Annotated in this window: 17 protein-coding genes and 1 pseudogene; 5 read left to right on the top strand and 13 right to left on the bottom strand. The window is 60.3% G+C overall.

What is annotated here, in order from left to right; genetic code table 11:
* Window positions 1-73 precede the first annotated feature (73 nt).
* A complete protein-coding gene (locus EV286_RS22965; protein ID WP_348633581.1) occupies window positions 74-370 on the top strand; it encodes a DUF2905 domain-containing protein in 297 nt (98 codons plus the stop codon).
* A 90-nt stretch (window positions 371-460) separates the two neighbouring features.
* Here the strand turns inward: EV286_RS22965 and EV286_RS22960 are convergent, their stop codons facing one another.
* Window positions 461-889 (bottom strand): OsmC family protein, encoded by a 429-nt coding sequence (locus tag EV286_RS22960; RefSeq protein WP_132959505.1) that lies wholly within the window; start codon window positions 887-889, stop codon window positions 461-463.
* Window positions 890-1,374: 485 nt separating this feature from the next.
* Window positions 1,375-2,259: an AraC family transcriptional regulator gene (locus EV286_RS22955; protein ID WP_132959504.1), complete on the bottom strand. Its 885-nt coding sequence runs from the start codon at window positions 2,257-2,259 to the stop codon at window positions 1,375-1,377.
* 136 nt (window positions 2,260-2,395) lie between these two features.
* Between EV286_RS22955 and EV286_RS22950 the strand changes: the two genes are divergently transcribed.
* Window positions 2,396-3,175: an SDR family oxidoreductase gene (locus EV286_RS22950; protein ID WP_132959503.1), complete on the top strand. Its 780-nt coding sequence runs from the start codon at window positions 2,396-2,398 to the stop codon at window positions 3,173-3,175.
* 17 nt (window positions 3,176-3,192) lie between these two features.
* On the opposite strand, the gene EV286_RS22945 is transcribed toward EV286_RS22950, so the two are convergent.
* The 7 genes from EV286_RS22945 to EV286_RS22915 form a co-directional block, all read right to left on the bottom strand.
* Complete coding sequence (locus EV286_RS22945) at window positions 3,193-4,251, bottom strand: adenylate/guanylate cyclase domain-containing protein (protein ID WP_132959502.1); 1,059 nt, start codon at window positions 4,249-4,251, stop codon at window positions 3,193-3,195.
* A gap of 87 nt (window positions 4,252-4,338) precedes the next feature.
* Window positions 4,339-4,785: an SRPBCC family protein gene (locus tag EV286_RS22940; protein WP_132959501.1), complete on the bottom strand. Its 447-nt coding sequence runs from the start codon at window positions 4,783-4,785 to the stop codon at window positions 4,339-4,341.
* Window positions 4,786-5,154: 369 nt separating this feature from the next.
* A complete protein-coding gene (locus EV286_RS22935; RefSeq protein ID WP_165932916.1) occupies window positions 5,155-8,076 on the bottom strand; it encodes a tetratricopeptide repeat protein in 2,922 nt (973 codons plus the stop codon).
* A gap of 332 nt (window positions 8,077-8,408) precedes the next feature.
* Window positions 8,409-8,753 carry a hypothetical protein gene (locus EV286_RS22930; protein ID WP_132959499.1) on the bottom strand — a complete coding sequence of 115 codons (345 nt, stop codon included), beginning with the start codon at window positions 8,751-8,753 and terminating at the stop codon, window positions 8,409-8,411.
* Window positions 8,754-8,862: 109 nt separating this feature from the next.
* Window positions 8,863-10,116: an MDR family oxidoreductase gene (locus EV286_RS22925; protein WP_132959498.1), complete on the bottom strand. Its 1,254-nt coding sequence runs from the start codon at window positions 10,114-10,116 to the stop codon at window positions 8,863-8,865.
* A 353-nt stretch (window positions 10,117-10,469) separates the two neighbouring features.
* Window positions 10,470-11,984, bottom strand: coding sequence for a winged helix-turn-helix domain-containing protein (locus tag EV286_RS22920; protein WP_165932915.1), 1,515 nt, complete (start codon window positions 11,982-11,984; stop codon window positions 10,470-10,472).
* 314 nt (window positions 11,985-12,298) lie between these two features.
* Window positions 12,299-13,294, bottom strand: coding sequence for a helix-turn-helix transcriptional regulator (locus EV286_RS22915; protein WP_245500802.1), 996 nt, complete (start codon window positions 13,292-13,294; stop codon window positions 12,299-12,301).
* A 312-nt stretch (window positions 13,295-13,606) separates the two neighbouring features.
* Here EV286_RS22915 and EV286_RS22910 point away from each other — a divergent pair, with 312 nt between their 5' ends.
* From EV286_RS22910 to EV286_RS22900, 3 genes are read left to right on the top strand one after another with little or no spacing between them, the layout of a single operon-like run.
* The gene (locus EV286_RS22910; RefSeq protein WP_132959496.1) at window positions 13,607-14,632 is read left to right on the top strand and encodes an ABC transporter substrate-binding protein; all 1,026 of its coding nucleotides are present in this window, start codon (window positions 13,607-13,609) and stop codon (window positions 14,630-14,632) included.
* A 58-nt stretch (window positions 14,633-14,690) separates the two neighbouring features.
* On the top strand, window positions 14,691-15,509 hold the full coding sequence (locus EV286_RS22905) for an ABC transporter ATP-binding protein (protein ID WP_132959495.1): 819 nt from the start codon (window positions 14,691-14,693) through the stop codon (window positions 15,507-15,509).
* Window positions 15,506-16,273: an ABC transporter permease gene (locus tag EV286_RS22900; RefSeq protein WP_132959494.1), complete on the top strand. Its 768-nt coding sequence runs from the start codon at window positions 15,506-15,508 to the stop codon at window positions 16,271-16,273. Before EV286_RS22905 ends, EV286_RS22900 begins: the two co-directional genes overlap by 4 nt.
* Before the next feature lie 92 nt (window positions 16,274-16,365).
* Here the strand turns inward: EV286_RS22900 and EV286_RS22895 are convergent, their stop codons facing one another.
* The 4 genes and pseudogenes from EV286_RS22895 to EV286_RS32085 all read right to left on the bottom strand — a co-directional run.
* Window positions 16,366-16,743 (bottom strand): response regulator, encoded by a 378-nt coding sequence (locus EV286_RS22895; protein ID WP_132959493.1) that lies wholly within the window; start codon window positions 16,741-16,743, stop codon window positions 16,366-16,368.
* Entirely contained in the window at window positions 16,740-17,384 is a 645-nt protein-coding gene (locus EV286_RS22890) for a response regulator (RefSeq protein WP_132959492.1), read from the bottom strand. Before EV286_RS22890 ends, EV286_RS22895 begins: the two co-directional genes overlap by 4 nt.
* A complete protein-coding gene (locus tag EV286_RS22885; protein WP_132959491.1) occupies window positions 17,381-20,290 on the bottom strand; it encodes a PAS domain-containing protein in 2,910 nt (969 codons plus the stop codon). The genes EV286_RS22890 and EV286_RS22885 overlap by 4 nt, the downstream gene beginning before the upstream one ends.
* Window positions 20,291-20,442: 152 nt before the next feature.
* Window positions 20,443-20,901 (bottom strand): annotated as a pseudogene (locus EV286_RS32085) (Ti-type conjugative transfer relaxase TraA); the annotation flags it as partial.

Below are 20,901 nucleotides of genomic sequence, written 5' to 3'. Positions count from 1 at the left end.
GTAACAGCGCTTTCCAGTCATTTTTCATTTCTGTCGTGAAGCCGTAACATTCCCGTCCGAGATGCGTTTGCGGGTGAAAGCAACCTGTCGCAGGGCCGAGCGCCGCAATATCAACCGAAAGGTCGATCATGATCGGACGATCGAGGATGCCTTCAACACGGCCCGCGCAATGTCTCGAACGCTTATCATCCTTGGCCTTGTCATCGTCGCCGTCGGCATCCTCTGGCCATGGCTCGGTCGGATCGGTATCGGCAGGCTGCCGGGCGATATCCTCATCAAGCGCGAGGGCTTCACGCTATATGTTCCCCTCGCCACCGGCCTGCTCGTCAGCATCGTGCTTTCGGCGATCCTCTGGCTGATTAACCGGTAAGACGATCGCTCGCCTCGCCTCCCTCAACTTGCCCGTCGAGGAAGAAAGGATCCTGCCTTTCTCTTCGGCGGCAGCCGCGATCGAGGTCCGTCACTCCGAAACGAGCGTCGCGTCGAAGCTGATATCGACCTTCATCAGCTTCGACACCGGACAGCCGGCTTTTGCCTTCTTGGCGATTGCATGGAACGTCTCTTCATCGATGCCGGGTATCTTTGCGACGACACTGAGGTGCACGGCAGTGATCGAGAAGCCGTCGCCGTCCTTGTCGATGGTCACTTCCGATTTGCTGTCGACATCTTCGGGAGTGATATTTGCCATTCCGAGCATTCTCACGAAGGACATGGTGAAGCATGCGGCGTGTGCCGCGCCGAGCAGTTCTTCCGGGTTCGTGCCGGGCGTCTCGCCATAGCGGCTGAAGAAGCTGTAGGCGTAGGCCTCCAGCGCCTTGCTCTCGGTCGAGACCGAGCCCTTGCCTTCGCGCAGGCTTCCTGTCCATGCGGCAGATCCAAAGCGTTTCATGACTTTTCATCCTTGTTCAATTGTCAAAGCAGTGCTGCGGCGCGAGACAGGTAAGAAACGTCAACCGGACTGTCGGGATAGATCCTTCCGTCCTCCGTCGACGAAGAGGCTTGCCTCGTCGGTCGTGCAGCGGTGTCAGGTCGCTACGGCGCCTATGACAAGCTCGGCTTGCGCACCGTCTGAGCTCGGTGAAATTTCTGTCTACTCGATCGATGGGATGACTAGTAACCGCGCTCAAACGCCGGGGATAGAAGATGCGCATGCACCAAGAGTGCGTTTTTGCAAGTTCGGATACAAAACTGCCTCTGACGGGCTGAATCCGGGAATAAGCACATGGGAGACGGCGCGAGGCAGATCTTAGCAGCGGAGAGTGCGGCTTACGACGAGGTTAATACCAGTCATCTTGCCTTTTTCGAGAGGCCGACGAGCTTCTCACGCAGCTACGGGAATCTCCGGGCCAGCGCCAGGCTTTTGGCCCGACCAATCTAGGCCGCCCTGAGCGAAGCTATGTCCCGCCGAGGCGGCGTACCGAACATGCGTGAATATTCACGGCTGAACTGCGAAGGGCTCTCATAGCCCACCTTGAAGGCCGCGGTCTCGACATTCATGGAATTCGACACCATCAGTCGGCGCGCTTCCACGAGGCGAAGCTGCTTCTGATATTGCAGCGGAGTCATGGACGTCAGCGCCTTGAACTGTCGGTGAAACGCCGAAGGGCTAAGCTGCGCAATTCTTGCAAGATCTTCGATGCGGATCGGCTCGGCGAAACGATCGCGCAGGGTGTGGATCGCATTGATCACCCGCCTGGCATGACCGCCGAGTATCGTCATTTTCGCGACCTCCGCGCCGTGAGGACCGGTCAGGAGCCAATAGCAGATCTCGCGCATGATGACAGGGTAAAGCAGCGGGATTGCCTTCGGCGTGTCGAGGAGACGCACCAGACGAAGCGCGCAGTCCGTCAGAGGCCCGTCGAAATCCGTCACGAAGATGCCACGCATCACATCGGTTCCGTCCTGCGGCGGGGTCTCCAGACCCTCGAAAACCTCCCGCATGATGGCAAGATCGAACTCGACGATGATGCCGAGATAGGGCTCTTCGGGACTGGCCTCGACCACACTGCCCGATGCCGGCATCTCGATGCTGACGATCAGCGCCTGCCCGGCCCTGTAGGCGACGCGCGAACCGCCAAATTCCGACCACTTGGCGCCTTGCGCAACGATGCAGAGAGCCGGCTTGAAGATCGTATGGCTCGAGCGCCTCTCATGGTTCGACCGCAGGATCGTCAGGCCGTCGACCGCCGTGACGAACGGACTCACTCCGGTCTGCGCATCGGTGTAGCGGGTTACGGCCTCTACCAATGGATTCAACATAGCCAAGCCTCTCTTGAGTCTCCCCAACATCTAGGCTCGGAGCAGGATTAGGCAAGAAGCAGCGGAGTTTCGGCATTCACGCAAACGGCCGGGCGGGCATATTCTGTGCAGCGAAAACAGACACAGGAGTTTCAAGATGCCAGCAGAAAATCCAGCCATTTCAAGCCCCAGGATCGCAATCGTTACCGGCGGCAGCCGCGGCCTCGGCCGCAATACGGTGCTCAATCTCGCCAAGCACGGTGTCGATACGATCTTCACCTACAATTCGAATCGGGCAGAAGCCCAGAAGGTCGTCGACCTCGTCGACGAGGCCGGCAGGCGCGCAGTCGCACTGCAGCTCGACACGGCCAACGTCGCCAACTTCGATGCCTTTGCCCAGCAGGTCCGCAATGAATTGGACCGCATGGGTGCCGAACGCTTTGACTATCTCGTTAACAACGCCGGCACCTCTCATCACGCGGCATTCGAAAAGACGACCGAGGAAGAACTCGACCAGCTCTACAACGTCCATTTCAAGGGCGTGTTCTTCCTGACGCAGAAGCTGCTTCCACTGATCAATGACGGTGGGCGGATCATCAACATCTCGTCCGGCCTGTCGCGCATCATCGTGCCGGGAAGTGCCTCCTACGGATCGATGAAGGGTGCAGTCGAGATCCTGACGCGCTACCTCGCCAAGGAACTGGGTCCGCGCCGCATCACCGTCAATACGGTCGCCCCGGGCGCCATCGCAACGGATTTCAGCGGCGGCATGGTTCGCGACAACCCGGAAGTGAATAAGCGCGTCGCCGACATGGTGGCGCTCGGCCGCGTCGGCGTGCCGGACGATATCGGCCCGATGATAGCCTCGCTTCTTTCCGAGGAAAATCGCTGGGTGAACGCCCAGCGCATCGAAGTCTCGGGCGGTATGGCCATCTAGGTGATACGCCGTGGGCCTCAGTCGTCGGGCAGGGTGAAGACCGCGCAGGGTGCTGCGATCCCCCGTAGCGCGTGATCACCCAATGGCTTCAACGGTTGCGTCGTCTGCGCCGCAACCGCACCCGAAATGAGCACGCTCCTTCCAAGGGGCTTGCACAGGCCCTCGAGGCGGCTGACCAGGTTGATTGCGGGGCCGATGGCCGTAAAGTCGAGCCGGTCGGCCGCACCGATGTTTCCCCACAGCATCTCGCCAAAATGCACTGCCGCCCCAAAAGGCAGCGGCGGCAGCCCCTGCTCCCGTCGTACCGCATCGAGATGGTCCATGCCGGCGCGTGCGGCGACGACCGCACGCAGCGCCGCCTCGCAGGCCTCGGCCGGAGCGCTGGTCACCGGGAAGACTGCCAACACGCCGTCTCCGATGAACTTCAGCACCTCGCCGCCGAACGCGTGAACTGCGCCGGCAACACGCTCGAACCAGGCGTCGAGCGCGGCTATCATCGCCGCCGGCTCCGTTACCTCCGACAGAGCCGTGAAATCGCGCAGATCGGCACAGAGCAGGGCGGCGCGGATGGTTTCTCCGGTGCCGCGGGACAGCGCACCCGCCTGTACACGTGCGGCACTGCGCCGACCGAGATAGGCCTCGAGCAATGTCGTGAGCGCTGCTCGCGCGGCAAGGGCAGCGAGCGGCGCTCCAGCGAAGCGCGCGGCTTGCCGCAGACGGTCGGCCTCGTCTGGATCGAACGGCCTGGCCCCGGCCCAGCCCAGCACCGGAGCGTCGGCTCGTGCCACGACGACATCCTCATGCACCGCCCCAAGGCCGCCCAGCCAGTCGCGGCCAGCCTGCGTGCGCGGCGCGCCGGCGAAGCCAAGGGCCTCGATCACCGCCCCGGTCTTCGCTCGCCACAGCCAGGTGCGGTGAGCGATGATGGGGTGAGGTACTGAAAGCGTCAGGGCTCCACCGGCCAGCGGCAGGCCATCGGCCAACAGGAGACCGCCGAGCGCAGCCAGGAATGAATCGGGACTGGGCGAAGCACTGGCCTCGTCAACCAGCCATGCGAAGGAGGCAGGCAATTCCATGTCGGGATCATGCCACGGTGGCGGCAGGCTGTCACCCGCGCCCCGGAGTCGTTGCCCGAACGGGGAGATTGTCAATCCTATCGGCGGCTAGGTCCTGCCCACCCACGGATCGGGACCGGGGTCGCGCCCGCCCGCAGCCACGGCCAGCCTGTCGAGATAATGCGCCCAGCCCTCCGCATGGCTCGCGCATTGCTCAGCATTGGGCAAGCCACTGTGAGTGAGGCGCAGCAGGGTTCCGTCCGGCTGCTCCATCAGGTCTATCTCGACCAGGCTCGATCCCGGCGGCACAGTCTCACTTCCATCCCACCCAAAACTGTAGGTCAGGCGGTGAACCGGCACTACCTCACGAAAGGAGCCGCGCGCGCAGCGGGCACCGGTGACGTTGACGAGATAGAGCCCTTCGGCCTGAGGCTCAGTCTGCGCTTCCGTTCCCATCCAGCGAAGTATTTTTTCTGGATCGGTAAGGAGGGCGAATACCGCGGAAGGCGGCGCCGGGACATGGGTTTCACGACGAACGACGAAGGACGTCTGCATCGGTCTCTCCTATGTTTGATCTGGCCTGCTCACCAGGGGCGAAGGATTGGACAGGGTCGAACCCCATCCATGGACTTGCTGCAACTCGATATGGGCTGGGCTTCTCTCCAGCAAGAATAACGCCCAACTGCCAAGATCGCTCCTCGAATCTGCGCCGCATCACAGGCAGTCGTGGTCCACCTGGACCCAGGCGTGGGAGCACAACGGGTTCTATCGAAGCGCGCAGCAAGCCTTCGCAATCTTGGATACCGGGATAGATTAGCGCCGGATACCGAATGGTGAGAGTGACAAGTCTGACGGGATTGCGATGGGCGCTGCCGCAGCGCGCCTGCAGTTTTCCGGCGCGTCGATGGACAAGGGAGCCGCCAGTCACTCGCCTTCGGGAGGTCGCGTATCGCTGATCTGTTCGACAAGTTGGAGAGCCCTTTGGACGTCGTGCGTCTCCCTGCCCTCGATGAATGGCTCCAACGCCTGTCCCAGAAGTTCCAGCGCTTCCTCTGAACGATCGTCCTCGATCAAGACCTCACCGAGATCGATGGCGGTTCGCAATTCCCATGACCGAGTACCCTGTTGCCGGCTCCAATCGAGCGACTCGCGTTGCACGGCAACGCCCCGTTGGCGATCCCCAGCGGCGATCAGGATGGCAGCCTTGATTCGTAGCAACTCCGGCATTGCGAAAACATCGCCATGATGACTGTTGAGATCAATGGTCGCCTCGACAAGGTCGAGGGCCGAAGCCAGTCGACCGGCAGCAACCAGACCCTCGGCGAGCGTCATGTTGAAAGTCGTCGTAAGCAGTTCGTAGCGCACGGCATGCAGGCGTTCGAGACAGGCCTCCAACGCGCGCACGCCCTCTTCGATGCGGCCCTCGCGGATCGCAAGTTCGCCTTCCATTCCCTGGGAGACCGCAAGATAGGGCCCGAGCGCATTGATCATGGCTAATCGGCGAAAGACCGCGACACTCTCCTGCAAGCGATCGAGGTCTCCCACCCATTGAAAGACCGACACGGCCCAGATCAACGCGATACAGTGGGTGAGCGGATGCCCGAGTTGCGCCGCCTCCGCAACCGTCGAAACGGCAATGGCGCGTGCCTGGGCGGGAAAGCCCAGCAACCACATCGTTCTCGCGAGCCCAATTTGGGAGCGATTGCGGTGGTCAAACCCGTAGTAGGTGATACTCCCCAGGTCGGAAGGTGGAATGTATCGTATCGACTCCTCGAACTCCTCCCGCGCGACTGCCTGATCCCCCATGAGATGGTGGGAAATTCCGAGCAGGGAGAGCGCAGTCCCGCGCGCTGCATCCGTACCAATCTGCTGTGCAATCGCCCGCGACCGCTGGCCCCAATTCAGGGCGCCGAGGAAGTCGCCTTGCCTCTCGTGGTAGATATGGAGCCGTCCGATGAACCGCAGCTGGTCGTCGAGGCTACCGAGGCTTTCGGCAACCTCATGCGCGCGCTCAAGGGCAAGACCGGCGGCAACGCCCTGGCCTTGCGTGAACATCAGAGAAAGCCCGAGCGCGCCCTGCAATTCCATCTCGAATCCCGGCTCCATCGCTTCCTCGAGCTTCAGCGCGGCTTCGCACCACTTTCGACATTCGGTAAACAGCGACAAGCGCAGAAGCAGAGTCGTCGCCCCGGCAGCAAGCGAAACCCTGAGCGCAGCATCCTCGTTTGCGTCATAGGCCCATTGGAGAGCCGCTCGCAGATTGCCGACCCACCCCCTGAGGGTGTCGGTCGGCAAATTCAATATCTGCCGCCTGTCGGACAGCATCTCCCGCATGTGAGCGGCGTGCGCTCTTGCGGTCGGAGCCAGCAGGTTCTGTTTCCTGAGCCGAGTATGAGCATAGTCGCGCGTGAGTTCCAACAGCCGGAACGAGGGTCCACCGTGATTTCCATCCGTCCCGATGAGGGATTTCGACTTCAGGCCATGGATCGACTCCAATAGCTCGCGCTTGGTCAGGCCGGTCTCCATGAGCACGGCAAGGGCCATTGGAAGCGTAAAACTGCCCACGAAAATGCCGAGCCGGTCCATCACGGTCTGCTCCATCGGCGAGAGCAGCGCGTAGCTCCAGTCAAGCGTTGCCTCGATCGTCCGATGCCGGGGCGCAGCGGTTCGCCGGCCAATCCAGCTGAGCTGCATCCGGTCCCTGAGGAGCGCAGCGGTCTGGGCAACACCATAGGCGGCCACGGCACCGGCCGTCAGCTCAATGGCAAGCGCCATCCCGTCCAGGCGCGCGCAGATGCTCGTTATGAGCTCTGCATTCTCAGGCGTGCGCTCGATGGGTGCGCCCGCCGCCTCCGCACGATTGACGAAGAGCTGGATCGCCGGAAATTCAAATGCATCGGCTTGTAGCTCATCCTCCGAAGAGGGGTAGCCGAGAGGTTCAAGGAAGACGATGTGTTCGCCCTCGACCCGAAGCGCCTCCCGGCTGGTTGCCAGGATGTGAACCCTTGGCGCTTTGAAGAAGATAAGTTCGGCAATCTTCGCCACCGCATCCACGACATGTTCGCAATTGTCGAGCACGAGCAAAAGCTGCCTGTCGCCAAGATGCGCGATCAAGCCCGGGGTCGGATCGTCGGACTGCACCGGTATGTCAAAGAGCGATGCAAGAAAGGACGGCACCAGATGAGCATCGCGAAGAGCGCCGAGGTCGGCGAAATATGCTGCTCCTTCGAAGGCGGGTAGGAGCAGGTGCGTTGCCGCCACGGCGACCGTCGTCTTGCCAACGCCGCCAGGCCCAAGGATTGTAATGAAGCGCTCGGAAAGTAGCCGCTCCACCAGCAACCGCACTTCCTCGCCCCGGCCCACCATCCGTGCCGGCTCGGCAGGCAATACCATCGCCTCTTTCGGGGCCTCGCTGATCTCCGGCATCGAGACGGGCTCGAACGACTGTGCCGACGTATGCTTGACCGGCGCGACAAACCGATATCCTCGGCCGACATGCGTCTTGATGTACCGCTGGTCGTTCGGGCCATCGCCCAGGACTTTTCGCAGGTTGACGATCTGAACCCTCAGATTGACGCTTTCGACGAAAATATCCGGCCAGGCACAGCTGATAAGCCTTTCCTTGTCGACGGTCTGACCGGCATTGGTGACAAGCTCGATCAGCAGGTCGAGCGCGCGCCCGCCGATTTCGATCGCCTCTCCGTCCTTGGTTAAAACCCGCCGATGCGGCAACAGTGTGAATGCGCCGAACTGAAGTACCGGGCCTGCGACTTCCGCCCTTGCCTTACCCTTGGCGGATGGGTCGTCTGCCGCCTGAACTTTGTCGTTTGATTGGTATCCGACCACTACCTGCTCGCAAGGGCCAATACTTAAAAAATCATCGACTTCGCAGCGTCGCATTGCTTGAGGAAGCTCGTGCGTGTCCGCAAAGGCAACTCACATTTATTTGTGCAGCAATGTTCCGCTGCAACGCAACAACTATTTTAATGCAGTGATTTATCTGGAATTGCGGCCGGCCTGCGCAATGAAGGGCAACGTCGGGATGAAAAAGCAAGAGGCGCGACCGCATGCCGCTTGGCAGCGAGGCTATCGTCGCGCGTGCTGCTAGAGTGATCGATAAGCCGGCAGCTCTATACCGGCGACCGGATGCGACCACCGACGAAGAAGTTCGACAGCACTCAGTCACTCGTTGAACGTCGCCGCTCGAAAATGTCATGCGCCAACGCGGCCGCCCACCACTCGGAAAGCTCGTCCTCAGTTCTGGGCACCTTTCCGACCAAATGGTCCGCGAAAGCCTCGCAATCGGCAGCCTTACGGTACAGCACGCGGGCGCGCTCACTTATCTTCTCGGGCGGAATGCGCAGTTCTGCGAGGATGACCTCACCCGCCGAAAACTGCTCAGCCGTCTCCGCCAGAAGACTGCCCGCCTCGCGGACAATGCAGCCGCTGAGTGCCAGACAGAAGTTATGGATATCGTTGCGGATGGAACTTGGAACAACGAGATCGATATCGGAAACGTTCATTGGACAAAACCCATATTCGGATCCCCTGACAATTGCTGAACGGCGACACCCCTGACGAGATCCTCTCTCTGAAGACCGTCAGGGTAGGCAATCTTCATGGTGCCCCTTCTCAAAACACACCTCGACTTGCGGAAGGGTCTGAAATGTCGAGCAAGTCGATGCCGGCAGAAAAGCACAGGGGCGCCAGATGAGGCGATTGGTGCCTGATGAGCTGGGCCACAAACCCGCCGGTCGAGAGGCCGAATGGATCGCTGATCTCGGGGCGAGACCCACCCGTAGACACGACCGCGTCTTCAACGTCTCCAACGGGTGATGGTGGCATCGCGTCTGCTGATCCACAGATCCTCCGCTGCCGCACATCGACAGCCCTCAGCCCGGAATTCACGTTGACGATCGTGCGGCCTCGCATCTTGCCCTGGAGGATGGCAGATGCGGTGCTCGGCACATCGGCCAGGCCAATTTCGTTGATCACAGGCGCCAGCGTTGCGCGATCGAGATCGGTCGCAAGCCGCTCCCAGGCCCTGGAACGAATGGCGCGAGGTGCGTTTACCGAGTCGATGCCAATCAGGGTTACCGCACGCTGCATGAATGGCAGGACCGACGCCGGCAAGTCTGCGCCCTGGACGACGCCGCATGCAGCGACGACCCCGCCATAACCGGTTTGTGCGAGTATGCCGGCAAGCGTCTTGCTGCCGACCGTATCCACTGCACCCATCCAACGCGCCGCCCCGATCGATCGCGCCTCGCCGGATTGGATATTGCGTCCTATTATCTCGGTCGCACCGAGGACACGCAGGCGGGAGTGCTGCTCTTGGCGGCCGGTAGACGCAATGACCCGATAGCCAAGCTTCGACAGGATCGAGACTGCGCTCGATCCGACCCCACCACTCGCCCCTGTTACCAGAACATCCCCGCGCTCCGGAGTCAGGCCGCCATGTTCAAGCGCCAGCACGCTCAGCATGGCGGTGTACCCGGCCGTCCCGATTGCCATCGCATCACGCGTACTGATCGAAGCGGGCAGCTTCAGCAGCCAATCCGCGCTGACACGGGCACGCTGCGCATAGCCGCCGTGATGGGTCTGGCCCAGCGCCCAGCCATTCAGGACGACCTTGTCACCGCGCTCGAAACGAGCGTCCAACGACGCTTCCACCGTTCCCGCCAGATCGATGCCGGGAATGAGCGGAAATGTCTTGATAAGGGGCGCCGCACCCGTAATTGCCAAGGCGTCCCTATAGCTCACGGACGACCACTCGACAGCAACCGTCACCTCGCCGGGCATCAATTGGCTCTCTTCAAAGGAGACGACACGCGTTGTAATCGCCCTTTGATCTGAGCGGGTAGCGAGAAGTGCGTTGAAGGGCATGAACGTCTCCCTTTCCGGATCCGTTGAATCGATGCGGCTGCGACCGTCACATGTGCCATGCCGATGCAGGCGCCAGTCGGCCTCATGACTTCAGGGCGAATTGCTCTTCGCCTTCCATCTGCGAACAATAGGCTGTTCGGTTTTCCAGAGGCCGTTCTTCTGGATTGAATATGAACCGGGCCATGGTTCTTGACACGTTGTTAGTCGCAAAAAGGTGTTAAGGTTTGTGTCGCCGCAGGCAGCTCGCTCCTGCCCAATGACGCCAAGGGGACAACGTCTACCGTGTCCGGCACGCGCGCCGGACGTGGGCGCTAGGAACGCTTGGACGTCTTGGTTTTTCGGGGAAGCGGGGCCTAGGCCATGGCCCGCTGATGTCGGCAGCTTGATTTTCGCAGCGCAACAGCCGAGCCGCTTTTTCCAGCCGCCTCGTTGAGGATAGCGAAATGGGAACCATCGTTGCGTGAAATTGCTGGTAAATCGTTGCTTTCGACGAGCTTTGCCGCCGCATAGGCACGGGTCGTGTCTGGAAGCCTGTAGACTGCGCTCACGCTTTCCTTGAAAACCGACAGGAGGGATTTGTCGATCAGACTGGCAAGCGCATTGCTGACTGCCTGCGCGCCCTCGCCGGCATCGCGTGCCATAGCATGAGCAGCTTCCAGCGTGAACGGCTCGGCGAATACCGATAGCCGGCAGAGAATTCTCTGCTCCTGCGAAGACAGAAGGTTGTAGCTCCAGTCGAGCGTCGCCTGAAGGCTCTGGTGCCGAGGCAGCGCACCGCGCCGCCCGTCAAGAACCAATTCGCCGCCGTGATCAAGCAGTTCGGCGGTTCCCTGGATTCCATAGAGACCGACGCGACTTGCGGCAAGCTCGATTGCAAGGGCAATTCCATCAAGCCGGCGGCAGATGCTGGCGACAAATGGCGCATCTTTGTCGCTGAGTTCGTGCCTGTACCCGCTCGCGGTCGCCCTCTCCATGAACAGCTGCACGGCCGGCGAGGCGAGCGCTTCACCGGCAGTCGGAAATTCCTCGGCCGGGGTTTCGAGCGGTGCGAGCCGGTAGACATTCTCTCCACCGACATGCAGGGCCTCTCGGCTCGTCGCCAAGAGATGCACCGAAGGAGCATCAAGGAAAAGCCGCTCGGTGAAACGGGCAACGGTCTCGACCACATGCTCGCAGCTGTCGAGCACGAGCAGGACACGCCGCTCCGCCAACGCAGTGCGGATGCATAGGTCGGGATCCGAACCTGGAATAAGGCAACCGAGCGCGGCCGCGACAGTATGCGGGACCAAAGTCGGATCGTCGAGCACGCCAAAATCAACGAAATAGACGCCGTCCCGCCCCAAGACACCGAACAGCGCATCGGCCACCGCCGCGGCGACAGTCGTCTTGCCGACGCCGCCGGCGCCTACCACGCTGACGAAGCGCCGGGCCAGGAGCAGCGAAGACAGGTCAAAGACATCGTCGCTCCGCCCAACCATGCGATGACGGAGCTCATGCTGGCTTTGCACCCGAGATGGGCCGGGGCTGGCGAGCTTGGGGGGTGCCGGTAGATCCGAACGGTGGACGGACGCGACGAAGCTGTATCCGCGTCCAGGGATGTTGACGACATATCGAGCGCCATCCTGGCCATCCTGCAGCACTCTGCGCAGGATTGTAATATGCACTCGAAGATTGGCCTCTTCCACGGTCACGTCTGGCCAGACCAGATCGATCAGCTCCCGTTTGCTGACCACCTCACCCGCGCGCTCGATCAGTGCAATCAAGATGTCGAGGCCACGGCCACCAATGGCCACCGGCTCTTCGTCCCTTAACAATAGCCGCTCCGCACCGTTCAGGCGGAAGGGGCCAAAGTATAGAATCTGTTCCATCCCAATCTTGCCGTTTCTCATCACGGTTGCTGCGGCAGCAGCTCGCTTTTTGTTCCAAGCTCCGCCAACTTAGATTGTGTCTAATTTATCGTCTTTTTCGCGCCAGCGATAAAGTAAGGACAATATATGATTGACATGTCATAAACCGGCAGACTTGCGAGCCGGCTCGGCTGTCAACGGACGCTTTTTGGGATCAGGGCGGCGAAGTGGGCCTGTGTTCTCGCATTCCAGAGAGCGGATTTCCGGACGGGCGCTGCGGCAAGTGTGAGCCCGGCTAAGGGCCGCCCAACCCACGCATATGACCCGGCACAACCTCACTCGACTATGCCATAGCGCTCGATGAGCCCATCGATGAAGGTTGCGGCTTGCTGGCCTTTCAGCGCCCGGCTCCACATTTGCCTTGCGGCCTCCTCGTGATGCCCAATACCTTCCTCGCATGTCATGGAGAATGCGGCGCCAAGTGGCAGGTTCGGGCGGTCTCCAAGCTGATAGGGACTGACGATCAGGACAGTATGCTGCGATCGGCGAAACAGTTGAAATCCTGTCGAAGGCAGGGCTTCCGGAAGTATGCCGATCTGGACATCGATTGGTTGATTGAGCACCAGCTCCCTAAGGTGCATCGCTTCCAGCTTTGCCTTTCGGCGCTGTTCCTCCAGCCGCTGCGTTGGCTCATCGCGTACGGTCAGCCCACGCAGAAGGAGCCTTTCCAGCTCGGCTGCAAAGACAATGTTGACGAGCAATGGCCGCCGGCGTTGGTAAGCGTCTTTGCGTTGCCGCAGGACTAATGCCAATTCCCGGACCGCATCACCTGTTTCCGCGTCAATTTTCGTCAGAACCTCGAAGGCCTGTGCAAGCATTGCGTCGTAATGGGCGGATGTCAGGAGATAGGGGATCTGACCGGAAAAGGCGATGATCTGGTCACTCTCCTCTTCCAGCTGCGCCACGCGCCTGAAGAATGGAACAGCGCCATCAATGTATTCGATTGCTATACCCAGCAATTCTCGCAGGCTTATCTCGAGGACATTTGCGATCCTCACCAGCAAATCGACCTTGGCGATTTCTCCTTTTTCCGCCCTATAGACGGCCGCGCGCGATATTCCTAGCTTTGCCGCAAGTTGCTCGGGTGGAAGTTTTCGGTCGAGCCGATAGGCCTGCAGGCGCGCGCCCACTTCGTCCAGTCGTATCGAGTTTCGCAGTTGAACCGACTTTTTCATTTGGTCTTGTCGCTTTACGGCACGTACATCAGGCTCAAGACGACCACGTTTAAATTGGAGATTCAGCTTAATCTTGAAGATTCCTATCTTTTCCATTTTTCCGAGCAAAGCTCAACCTGACCGGCGCTTCGGTTGCTTTGCGAAGCGTCGATCCAGCAGCAACTCTGCGCGAGCGCTTCTTCTACCAGGTGGAGAAATGGCGAGCATTTCTTTCTATTAGAAGAGCAGTCATCCCACGCTACAACCGCGCATTTGTCCCAAAACGTGAAGATGCGAAAGGATCCGGTGACCATTCTCCTGCTTGACTAGCCGGTATCGAGAATAACGATCGCCTTGGCCCATTGTAGATGATGTCTAATTTATGAGATAACGCTCAGGGAGGTTGAGCTTGCGTTAGAGGGAACGGCGATGACGACGTATTTCCGGATGATCACGCTTGCGGCAATAGTGGTCGCACTCTTCCCAATCAGCTCCCTGGCGCAGGGGCTCACGCCCGTAAGATTTTGCCTTGACTGGGCGATGCAGGCCCATCACGCCCAGTGGGGCCTCGCCATCAAGAAGCAATACTTCGAAGCGAACGGCCTCGAGGTGACCATGGACCGCGGCTATGGCTCCGGCGATACGATCGTCAAGGTTGCCTCTGGGGCCTATGACATCGGATTCATGGACATCAACGCGTTGATCAAGTTCAACGCCGAGAATCCGGACCGCCGTTTGATTGCCTTCTACCAGGTGTTCTACCGCACTCCGAACTCGATTGTTGCCCTGGCGAAATCCGGAATACGGACCCCCGCGGACCTGGTCGGGAAGACGCTGGGAGCTCCGGACGGCGATTCCAGCCGCCTCATGTTCGGGACCTTTGCAAGGGCGAACACCATTGATCCGGCCACGGTCAACTGGATCAGCATGGCGCCAACTCTTCGCGAGACGATGCTCGTACAGGGTCAAGTCGATGCGATCTCGGGCTTCTCGTCGACCGCCGTATTCAATCTGATCGCACTCGGCGTGCCGAAGGAAGATATCGTCGTGATTGGCTATGCCGACCACGGGCTCGATCTCTATGGCAGCGCTCTTGCCGCGACCCCCGACTACATAGCAAAGCATCCAGACGTCATTGCAGCCTTTGTGGAGGCAACGATCGCCGGCACAATCGACCTGATGAAGGATCCCGATGCAGGCATGCAGGCGATGAAGGAAATCGAGCCGCTGTTCGACACGAAGCTGGAGAGGGACCGGCTGGCCTTCCTGATGGACAAAGGCATGATGAAATCACCGGCGCTTGAGACGGACGGGCTGGGCTATGTCGATCGATCGCGGATGGAGCGCACCGTCAAGGCAAATAGCGAGGCCTACAACATCCCCGCGCCGCCACTCGAAGAAATCTATACGACCGAGTTTTTGCCGCCACTCGCCCAACGCCTGCCACCGAATTAGACGCCGCGCCAATCCCCCTTTTCTGCCCGCAATAGCAAAATGCATCTGGACAATGCCGATGAAAAATCTCGTCGAACTGATTGACGTCAGCCTTCGATATGGAGCGGCCCTGGCGGTTTCGAACCTCAGCCTGGCGGTGCCCGTTCACTCCTTTGCGGCGGTCGTCGGTCCCTCCGGCTGCGGCAAGTCGTCGGTCCTGAAGCTGGTGGCTGGCCTGGTTCCTGCTTCGAGCGGCACGGTGCTGGTCGAAGGGCAGCAGATCACCGCGCCGGTCGGCAACGTCGGAATGGCGTTTCAGAACGCCAACCTCTTGCCTTGGCGAACGGCGCTGGACAACGTCCTGCTTCCCCTCGAAGTCGTTCGCCCGGAGCGCTATCAGTTTTCTGCAAGACGGCAGGAGTTCACTGCAAGAGCGATGGAACTGCTGTGCATGATGGGACTGGAAAGCTTCACCGGGCACTACCCCTGGCAACTATCCGGTGGCATGCAGCAGCGTGTGTCGCTATGCCGGGCGCTCATCCATCAGCCGCAGCTTCTCGTGCTTGACGAACCGTTTGCTTCACTCGACGCGCTTACCCGCGAGGAGCTGTGGGACGTGGTCCAGAAGATTTGGGCTGAGCGGCCCCTGACCGTCATTCTGGTGACGCACGATTTGCGCGAAGCGCTCTACCTCGCAGACCAGGTGCATGTCATGTCCAGCGGCCCCGGACAGGTGGTGAACTCGGTCGATACATCAGCGTTCGGCCGCCCCCGCGGCGAAGAACTTCTGTCAAATGCAAACTTCAACGAGCAGGTCGTGGCGCTGAAGGCGGAGATTCGCTCGCAACGGGCGTTGTTCAATACAAAGCCGACTGCGCAAACCGAGAGCGCCCGATGACAAACCTGGAACGAGCGGGTCCGTTCATTGCGCCGCTAGTGCTGATCGTCATTTGGGAACTGGCGTGTTTGAGCTTCGACATCCCGCCTTTCGTGCTGCCGTCGCCGCTGCTGGTTGGCGAAGCCCTTTATGAAAATCTCTATGTTATCTGGTTCCATTCGATTCAGACCATGCTGACGACGATGGTTGGCTTCAGCTTGGCGATCCTCGTCGGGTCCGCGCTCGGCATAGTCGTCGGATCTTCCCGGCTCGCCTATACAAGCCTCTATCCCATGCTCGTCGGCTTCAACTCGATTCCAAAGGTGGCAATCGTACCGGTGCTCGTGGTGTGGTTCGGCATAGGCACGGTACCGGCGGTGCTGACGGCTTTCATGTTGAGCTTCTTTCCCATAGCCGTGAATGTCGCCGCCGGCCTTTCGACAGTCGAACCTGAACTGCGCGACGTGATGCGCTCGCTTGGCGCGAGCCAGCTCGACATCGTCCGCAAGATTGGCATTCCACGATCGATGCCTTATTTCTTCGCGGCGCTCAAAGTATCGATTACGCTTGCCTTCGTCGGCTCGGTGATTTCCGAAACACTTGCCTCAAATCGTGGAATCGGAGCCCTGATGACGCAGGCTGCGGCAAACTTCCGTATTCCGCTCGTTTTCGCCGGCCTGGCAGTGGTTTCCTTCATGGGCATAGCCATGTACGTGATCTTTGCACACATCGAGAAGCGCATAACCGGCTGGGCGACCCATGACGTGACATATGGAGCCGGATAAAACACGCACGAGCAGAAGAAACGAGCTGCCCCGCGCACAACACCTATCGTGACGCCTTTCGAAGCGGCACACCGACAGCGCCGCTGCTCCTGCTATGACGTCGAAACAGCTCGAGATATCGCCGAGAGCAGAGCCGGAGCATCGAAGGGCTTCCGAAAGAAACCCTGATGGCCACCGACCGGCGCCCGCCTCTGATCCATGAGGTCGTGACGAGCCGTAATAAAGATGACCGGCAATTCGGGACGCACCGCGCGCGCCAGGCGATGGAGTTCAAATCCATCGACTACGGGCATTCCGATATCGGTAATCAGGCAATCAATCTTGCGCAGGACATCGTTTTCCAGAAGGGATTGAGCCGAGGAAAACAGGCAGGCCGAATGCCCGGCCGATTCCAATAGCTCTTCCATCGCTTCGAGGACGCGGAAATCGTCGTCAACGACGGCTATCATCGACTTCTGAACAGCTGTCATTTTGATGACGTCCCCCCTCGCCGAGAATGACTGATTGGTATCTGCAGCTTCTCGGCAATCCTCACGAGATCGGCCAGCGACGCGGCTTCCATCTTGTGCATGATACGACTTCGATGGATCTGCAGGGTCACTTCGCTGATTCCAAGTTGCGCGGCCGCTTGCTTGTTGAGCAAGCCGCTCACCACCAGTCCCAGCACCTCGCGTTCGCGAAGCGTCAGCGATCCGAAATGGTCCTGCAGCGTCGTGAGCTCTGCCCTTTCGATGCGGGCCTCACGATCTCTGTCGATCGCTGTACGTATGGAATTCATCAGCTCGACATCGCTGAACGGCTTCGTCAGGAAGTCCACGGCGCCGCGTTTGATGGCGCCTACCGAGGATGGAATATCGCCATAGCCGGTGATGAAGATGATCGGCGGATGCGTGCTGCCGATCTGCTTCTGGAACTCCAGGCCGTTGATATCCGGAAGGTGGACATCCAGAATGAGGCAGGAGGGCCTATCCTGCCTAGTATAGGCGAGATATTCACCCACCGAGTTGAAAGCGGCCGCCTCGAGGCCGCTCGCCGCCATGAGCTCTTCCAGAGCCTCGCAGACGCGCTTGTCGTCATCAACGATATAGACGATGCTTTCTTCCTGGGTCATGCCTCGACCACCTGGGTTGGCAGGGTGAATGCGAACATCGCTCCCCTTGGCTCGACATTGCTTGCCCGGAGCGACCCGCCATGCGCTTCTAGGATCGACCGGCAAATGGAAAGACCCATCCCCATACCCTCCGCCTTGGTCGTGAAGAACGGCTCGAAAATTCTCTCCGGCTCGGCAATACCGGCACCGGTGTCATGAACCTCGACCCGGATCGTATCACCTTCGCCCCGGCGAGAAACGACCACCAGCAATTTTGGTGCATCGGCATTCGACTTCATCGCATCCACGCCGTTGCGGATCAGATTGACCAGCACCTGCTGGATCTGAACGCGGTCGGCAAACACCACCGGCAGGGAATCGCTCAGTTCTGTTTCCAAGACAACATGCTCCGACGTGATTGTGTCCATGACCAGCCGGCACACCTCTCGGATGACCTCATTTATGTCGGTCATCGTTCTGATCGCGTCCGCTCGTTTGAAGAGCGCGCGTATCCTGTCAACAACATCGGCGGCGGCATTGGCATCACGAATGAGGCGATCCGTAATCGTCTTGACACGCTGCAGATTTGGCTCCTCGGCCGACAGCCAGCGTTGGCAGGCATGACTGTTGGTTATGATAGCCGCCAGCGGCTGGTTGATCTCGTGCGCGATTGAGGCCGACAGCTCGGCGAGGCCTGCAAGCTGTGAAGCGCGGGAAAGCCGATCGAGTGCGGCGCGAAGGGCGTCCTGGGCCTTGATCTCGTTGTCGATGTCGACGCTGACGCCATACCACTTGACAATGCGCCCCTCCTCGTCCCGAAGCGGCTCCGCTCGCGCATCGACCCATCGATAGGCGCCATCCGCGCGGCGGTTGCGGTAGCGCATCGCAAAGTGCTCGCCGGTCTTCAACGAGTGCATCATGTTCCGGCGCACGGCCGGCCCGTCATCGGGATGTATGGCGAGACCGACGGCCTTGTCCAAGCTTGTGTCGGCCATGTAGTGACTGGATGTCTGACCGTAGTATGTCAGCAGCCGCTTGCTGATGTATGCGGGGCGGCCGTCGGGATCCACGGACCAGACGAAGGTTGGGATCGTGTCGACGAGAGACTGGAGTTCGCGCTCCCTCGCGCGCAGGGCCTCCTGTGCCCGCACTTCGTCGTCGATGTCTGTGCTGACGCCATACCATTTCACGATCCGCCCTTCGTCGTCTCTCAACGCTTCGGCGCGCGCATGAACCCAGCGATAGACGCCGTCGTGACGCCGGTTGCGATATCGCAGCGAGAACGGCTCGCCTGTCCTCAACGAATGTCCAAGCGTCTCGTATACAAGCGAGACATCATCGGAGTGCATGAGACGGCCAAGCGCCCGCTGGAGCTTCGAGCCGGCTTCCGGCTCGCTGCGATCAACGTCCCGCACCTCGCCGAAGTAATAAAGCGACATCTGCTTGTTTATATATTCCGGATCCCCGTTGGCACTGACGCACCACACAAGGGCCGGGATCGTATCGACGAGAGACTGCAGCTCGCGTTCCCGGGCCCGGAGAGCGTCCTGTGCCTTGACCTCGTCGTCGATGTCGGTGATCACACCGTACCACCGCACGATCCGGCCCGTTTCGTCTCGCAGGGGCTCGGTGCGGCCGCGGACCCATCTTAAAACACCATCGGCCCGGAAGTTGCGATAGCGCATTGCGAACGGCTCTCCGGTCTCGAATGAACGCTGCAGCGCTGCCTCGACGGAAGCCACATCGTCTGGATGAACCCGGCTTCTAACCGCGCCCTTCACCCTGGAGCCTTCAGCTTCCGGCAAATCATCTATCGCAAGGCCGTAATAGGCTTCCAACCTCTTGTTGATGTAGGCTGGCTCCCCTTCGCCGGTGTAGGCCCAGAGCAAGGTCGGCACCGTATCGACCAGAAGCTGGAGTTCGCGCTCGCTGGCTCGCAAGGCCTCTTCGGCTTTCCTGCGACCGTCGATATCCGTCGCGGTGGCATACCGGTGGCGGGGTCCTTCCATCCCGGTCTTTGCCGCAACGGAGCGGACGAGATGCCAGCGATAGTCGCCATTGGCTCTCCGCAGACGCACTTCGACATCATAGGGATCGTCGGCCACGAGAGCCCTCTCCCGTTCGGCCATGAAGAGTTTCAGGTCGTCAGGATGAACAAGCTCGGAGGCGCCGCCATAGACTTCTTCTTCTGAGAACCCCTCCTCGACCCATCTCGCATTGATGAAGTCGACGATGCCATCGGCAGTCGAAGACACGACCATGGCCGGTATCGCATCAAGGGTCGTGCGAAGCCTTACCTCGGCCTCGCGCAGCTCCTGCTCCGCCTGCTTGAGATCGTCTATGTCAGTATTGGTTCCGAACCAGTGGGTCAGCTTCCCGCTCGCGTCTAGCATTGGCTCGGCTCTGACAAGGAACCAGCGATATTCTCCGTCGAAGCGACGCATCCTCGCCTCGATTTCACCCCGCCCGCCGCCGGCCACCAGCGACTCTCTGTGTCTTACGAGACGGCCGCGATCGTCCGGATGCACGGCCGCCAGCCAACCCCGGCCGATCGCCTGATCGTGACTCAATCCGGTATATTCGAGCCACCGCCGATTGAGAAACTCCGCAGATCCATCGGCGCGGGTCGACCAGAGTTGCGCGGGAATTGCATCGATCAGCCGCTCGAGCTCCTGTTCGGCTTTTCTCCTGTCATCGGGCTCACCGATCAGACCATCCCTGCGTACAACACCACGTCGCCATGACGCCAACCCGGTCTCGTTGACAAGGCCCAGGACGACTGCGATGAACGCCAGGAGAGCAAGACGCAGATACGGCCCCTGTCCGCTCGCTGCCGCAAGATCGCCAATCAGCCAGAACGCTGCCAATCCAGCACCAGAAGCGACCATAGCGGCGTAAGAAGCTTGCAGCGATCGCAGTGCCTTCATCGAAGCCCTCCTCTAGAGGCATCCTGCTGTCGTGGGGATTACCGCATTATGGCAGGTATGTTGAGGCAGACAACCTGTCGTCACGACAGCGTCCATGACGAGAAATTTCCCCACTTCCCTGGAGGTCGGAGCCTGACAAACTCGGCCCCTGGTCACATGCCTAACCCCAGCCCCTTGTTGAGGCTCCGCTTCAATTCATACTGACGCGACAGCTCGGCCCGCTGCGCCCGATCGACGATGCGGGCGACGTCCTTGATACGATCGATCTTCGCTGCGTCCGTGGCTCCCAGCCGGTCGAGTTCTTTGTTGAACACGCGCGGGTCGGCACTGCCGAAGCGCCGCTCAAGCGCCCGGGCGATGGTCTTCGCCTCCTCGAGCGCCTGTCTGCCCTCCGGTGTGGCGGACAGCTGCTCCAGGAATTTCGGCTGCTCCGCCCGCGGCAGCTGATCGAGCTGCCTGAGGATTGCCTCACTGTGAGGGGTGAGTCCCGGAACCGCAACGACATCGCGCCTCTCGCGCATCCAGGCTTCGGACTGACGCGCCGCCTCGAACCGACGCTCCCAGACGAGGCCAGCTGCGGCCACATGATGGCCGAGCGCCCTGGCATGGTG

Source organism: Rhizobium sp. BK251, assembly GCF_004345245.1.
GTDB lineage: Bacteria > Pseudomonadota > Alphaproteobacteria > Rhizobiales > Rhizobiaceae > Rhizobium.
The sequence above is the reverse complement of the archived record's forward strand: the minus strand, read 5'-3'. Positions and strand labels throughout refer to the sequence as shown.

Bases quoted from the DNA above. Each gene is read 5' to 3' on its own strand.
- EV286_RS22960 (WP_132959505.1), bottom strand. From the start codon at position 889: ATGAAACGCTTTGGATCTGCCGCATGGACAGGAAGCCTGCGCGAAGGC.
- EV286_RS22955 (WP_132959504.1), bottom strand. From the start codon at position 2,259: ATGTTGAATCCATTGGTAGAGGCCGTAACCCGCTACACCGATGCGCAG.
- EV286_RS22950 (WP_132959503.1), top strand. From the start codon at position 2,396: ATGCCAGCAGAAAATCCAGCCATTTCAAGCCCCAGGATCGCAATCGTT.
- EV286_RS22945 (WP_132959502.1), bottom strand. From the start codon at position 4,251: ATGGAATTGCCTGCCTCCTTCGCATGGCTGGTTGACGAGGCCAGTGCT.
- EV286_RS22940 (WP_132959501.1), bottom strand. From the start codon at position 4,785: ATGCAGACGTCCTTCGTCGTTCGTCGTGAAACCCATGTCCCGGCGCCG.
- EV286_RS22930 (WP_132959499.1), bottom strand. From the start codon at position 8,753: ATGAACGTTTCCGATATCGATCTCGTTGTTCCAAGTTCCATCCGCAAC.
- EV286_RS22925 (WP_132959498.1), bottom strand. From the start codon at position 10,116: ATGCCCTTCAACGCACTTCTCGCTACCCGCTCAGATCAAAGGGCGATT.
- EV286_RS22920 (WP_165932915.1), bottom strand. From the start codon at position 11,984: ATGGAACAGATTCTATACTTTGGCCCCTTCCGCCTGAACGGTGCGGAG.
- EV286_RS22915 (WP_245500802.1), bottom strand. From the start codon at position 13,294: ATGGAAAAGATAGGAATCTTCAAGATTAAGCTGAATCTCCAATTTAAA.
- EV286_RS22910 (WP_132959496.1), top strand. From the start codon at position 13,607: ATGACGACGTATTTCCGGATGATCACGCTTGCGGCAATAGTGGTCGCA.
- EV286_RS22905 (WP_132959495.1), top strand. From the start codon at position 14,691: ATGAAAAATCTCGTCGAACTGATTGACGTCAGCCTTCGATATGGAGCG.
- EV286_RS22900 (WP_132959494.1), top strand. From the start codon at position 15,506: ATGACAAACCTGGAACGAGCGGGTCCGTTCATTGCGCCGCTAGTGCTG.
- EV286_RS22895 (WP_132959493.1), bottom strand. From the start codon at position 16,743: ATGACAGCTGTTCAGAAGTCGATGATAGCCGTCGTTGACGACGATTTC.
- EV286_RS22890 (WP_132959492.1), bottom strand. From the start codon at position 17,384: ATGACCCAGGAAGAAAGCATCGTCTATATCGTTGATGACGACAAGCGC.
- EV286_RS22885 (WP_132959491.1), bottom strand. From the start codon at position 20,290: ATGAAGGCACTGCGATCGCTGCAAGCTTCTTACGCCGCTATGGTCGCT.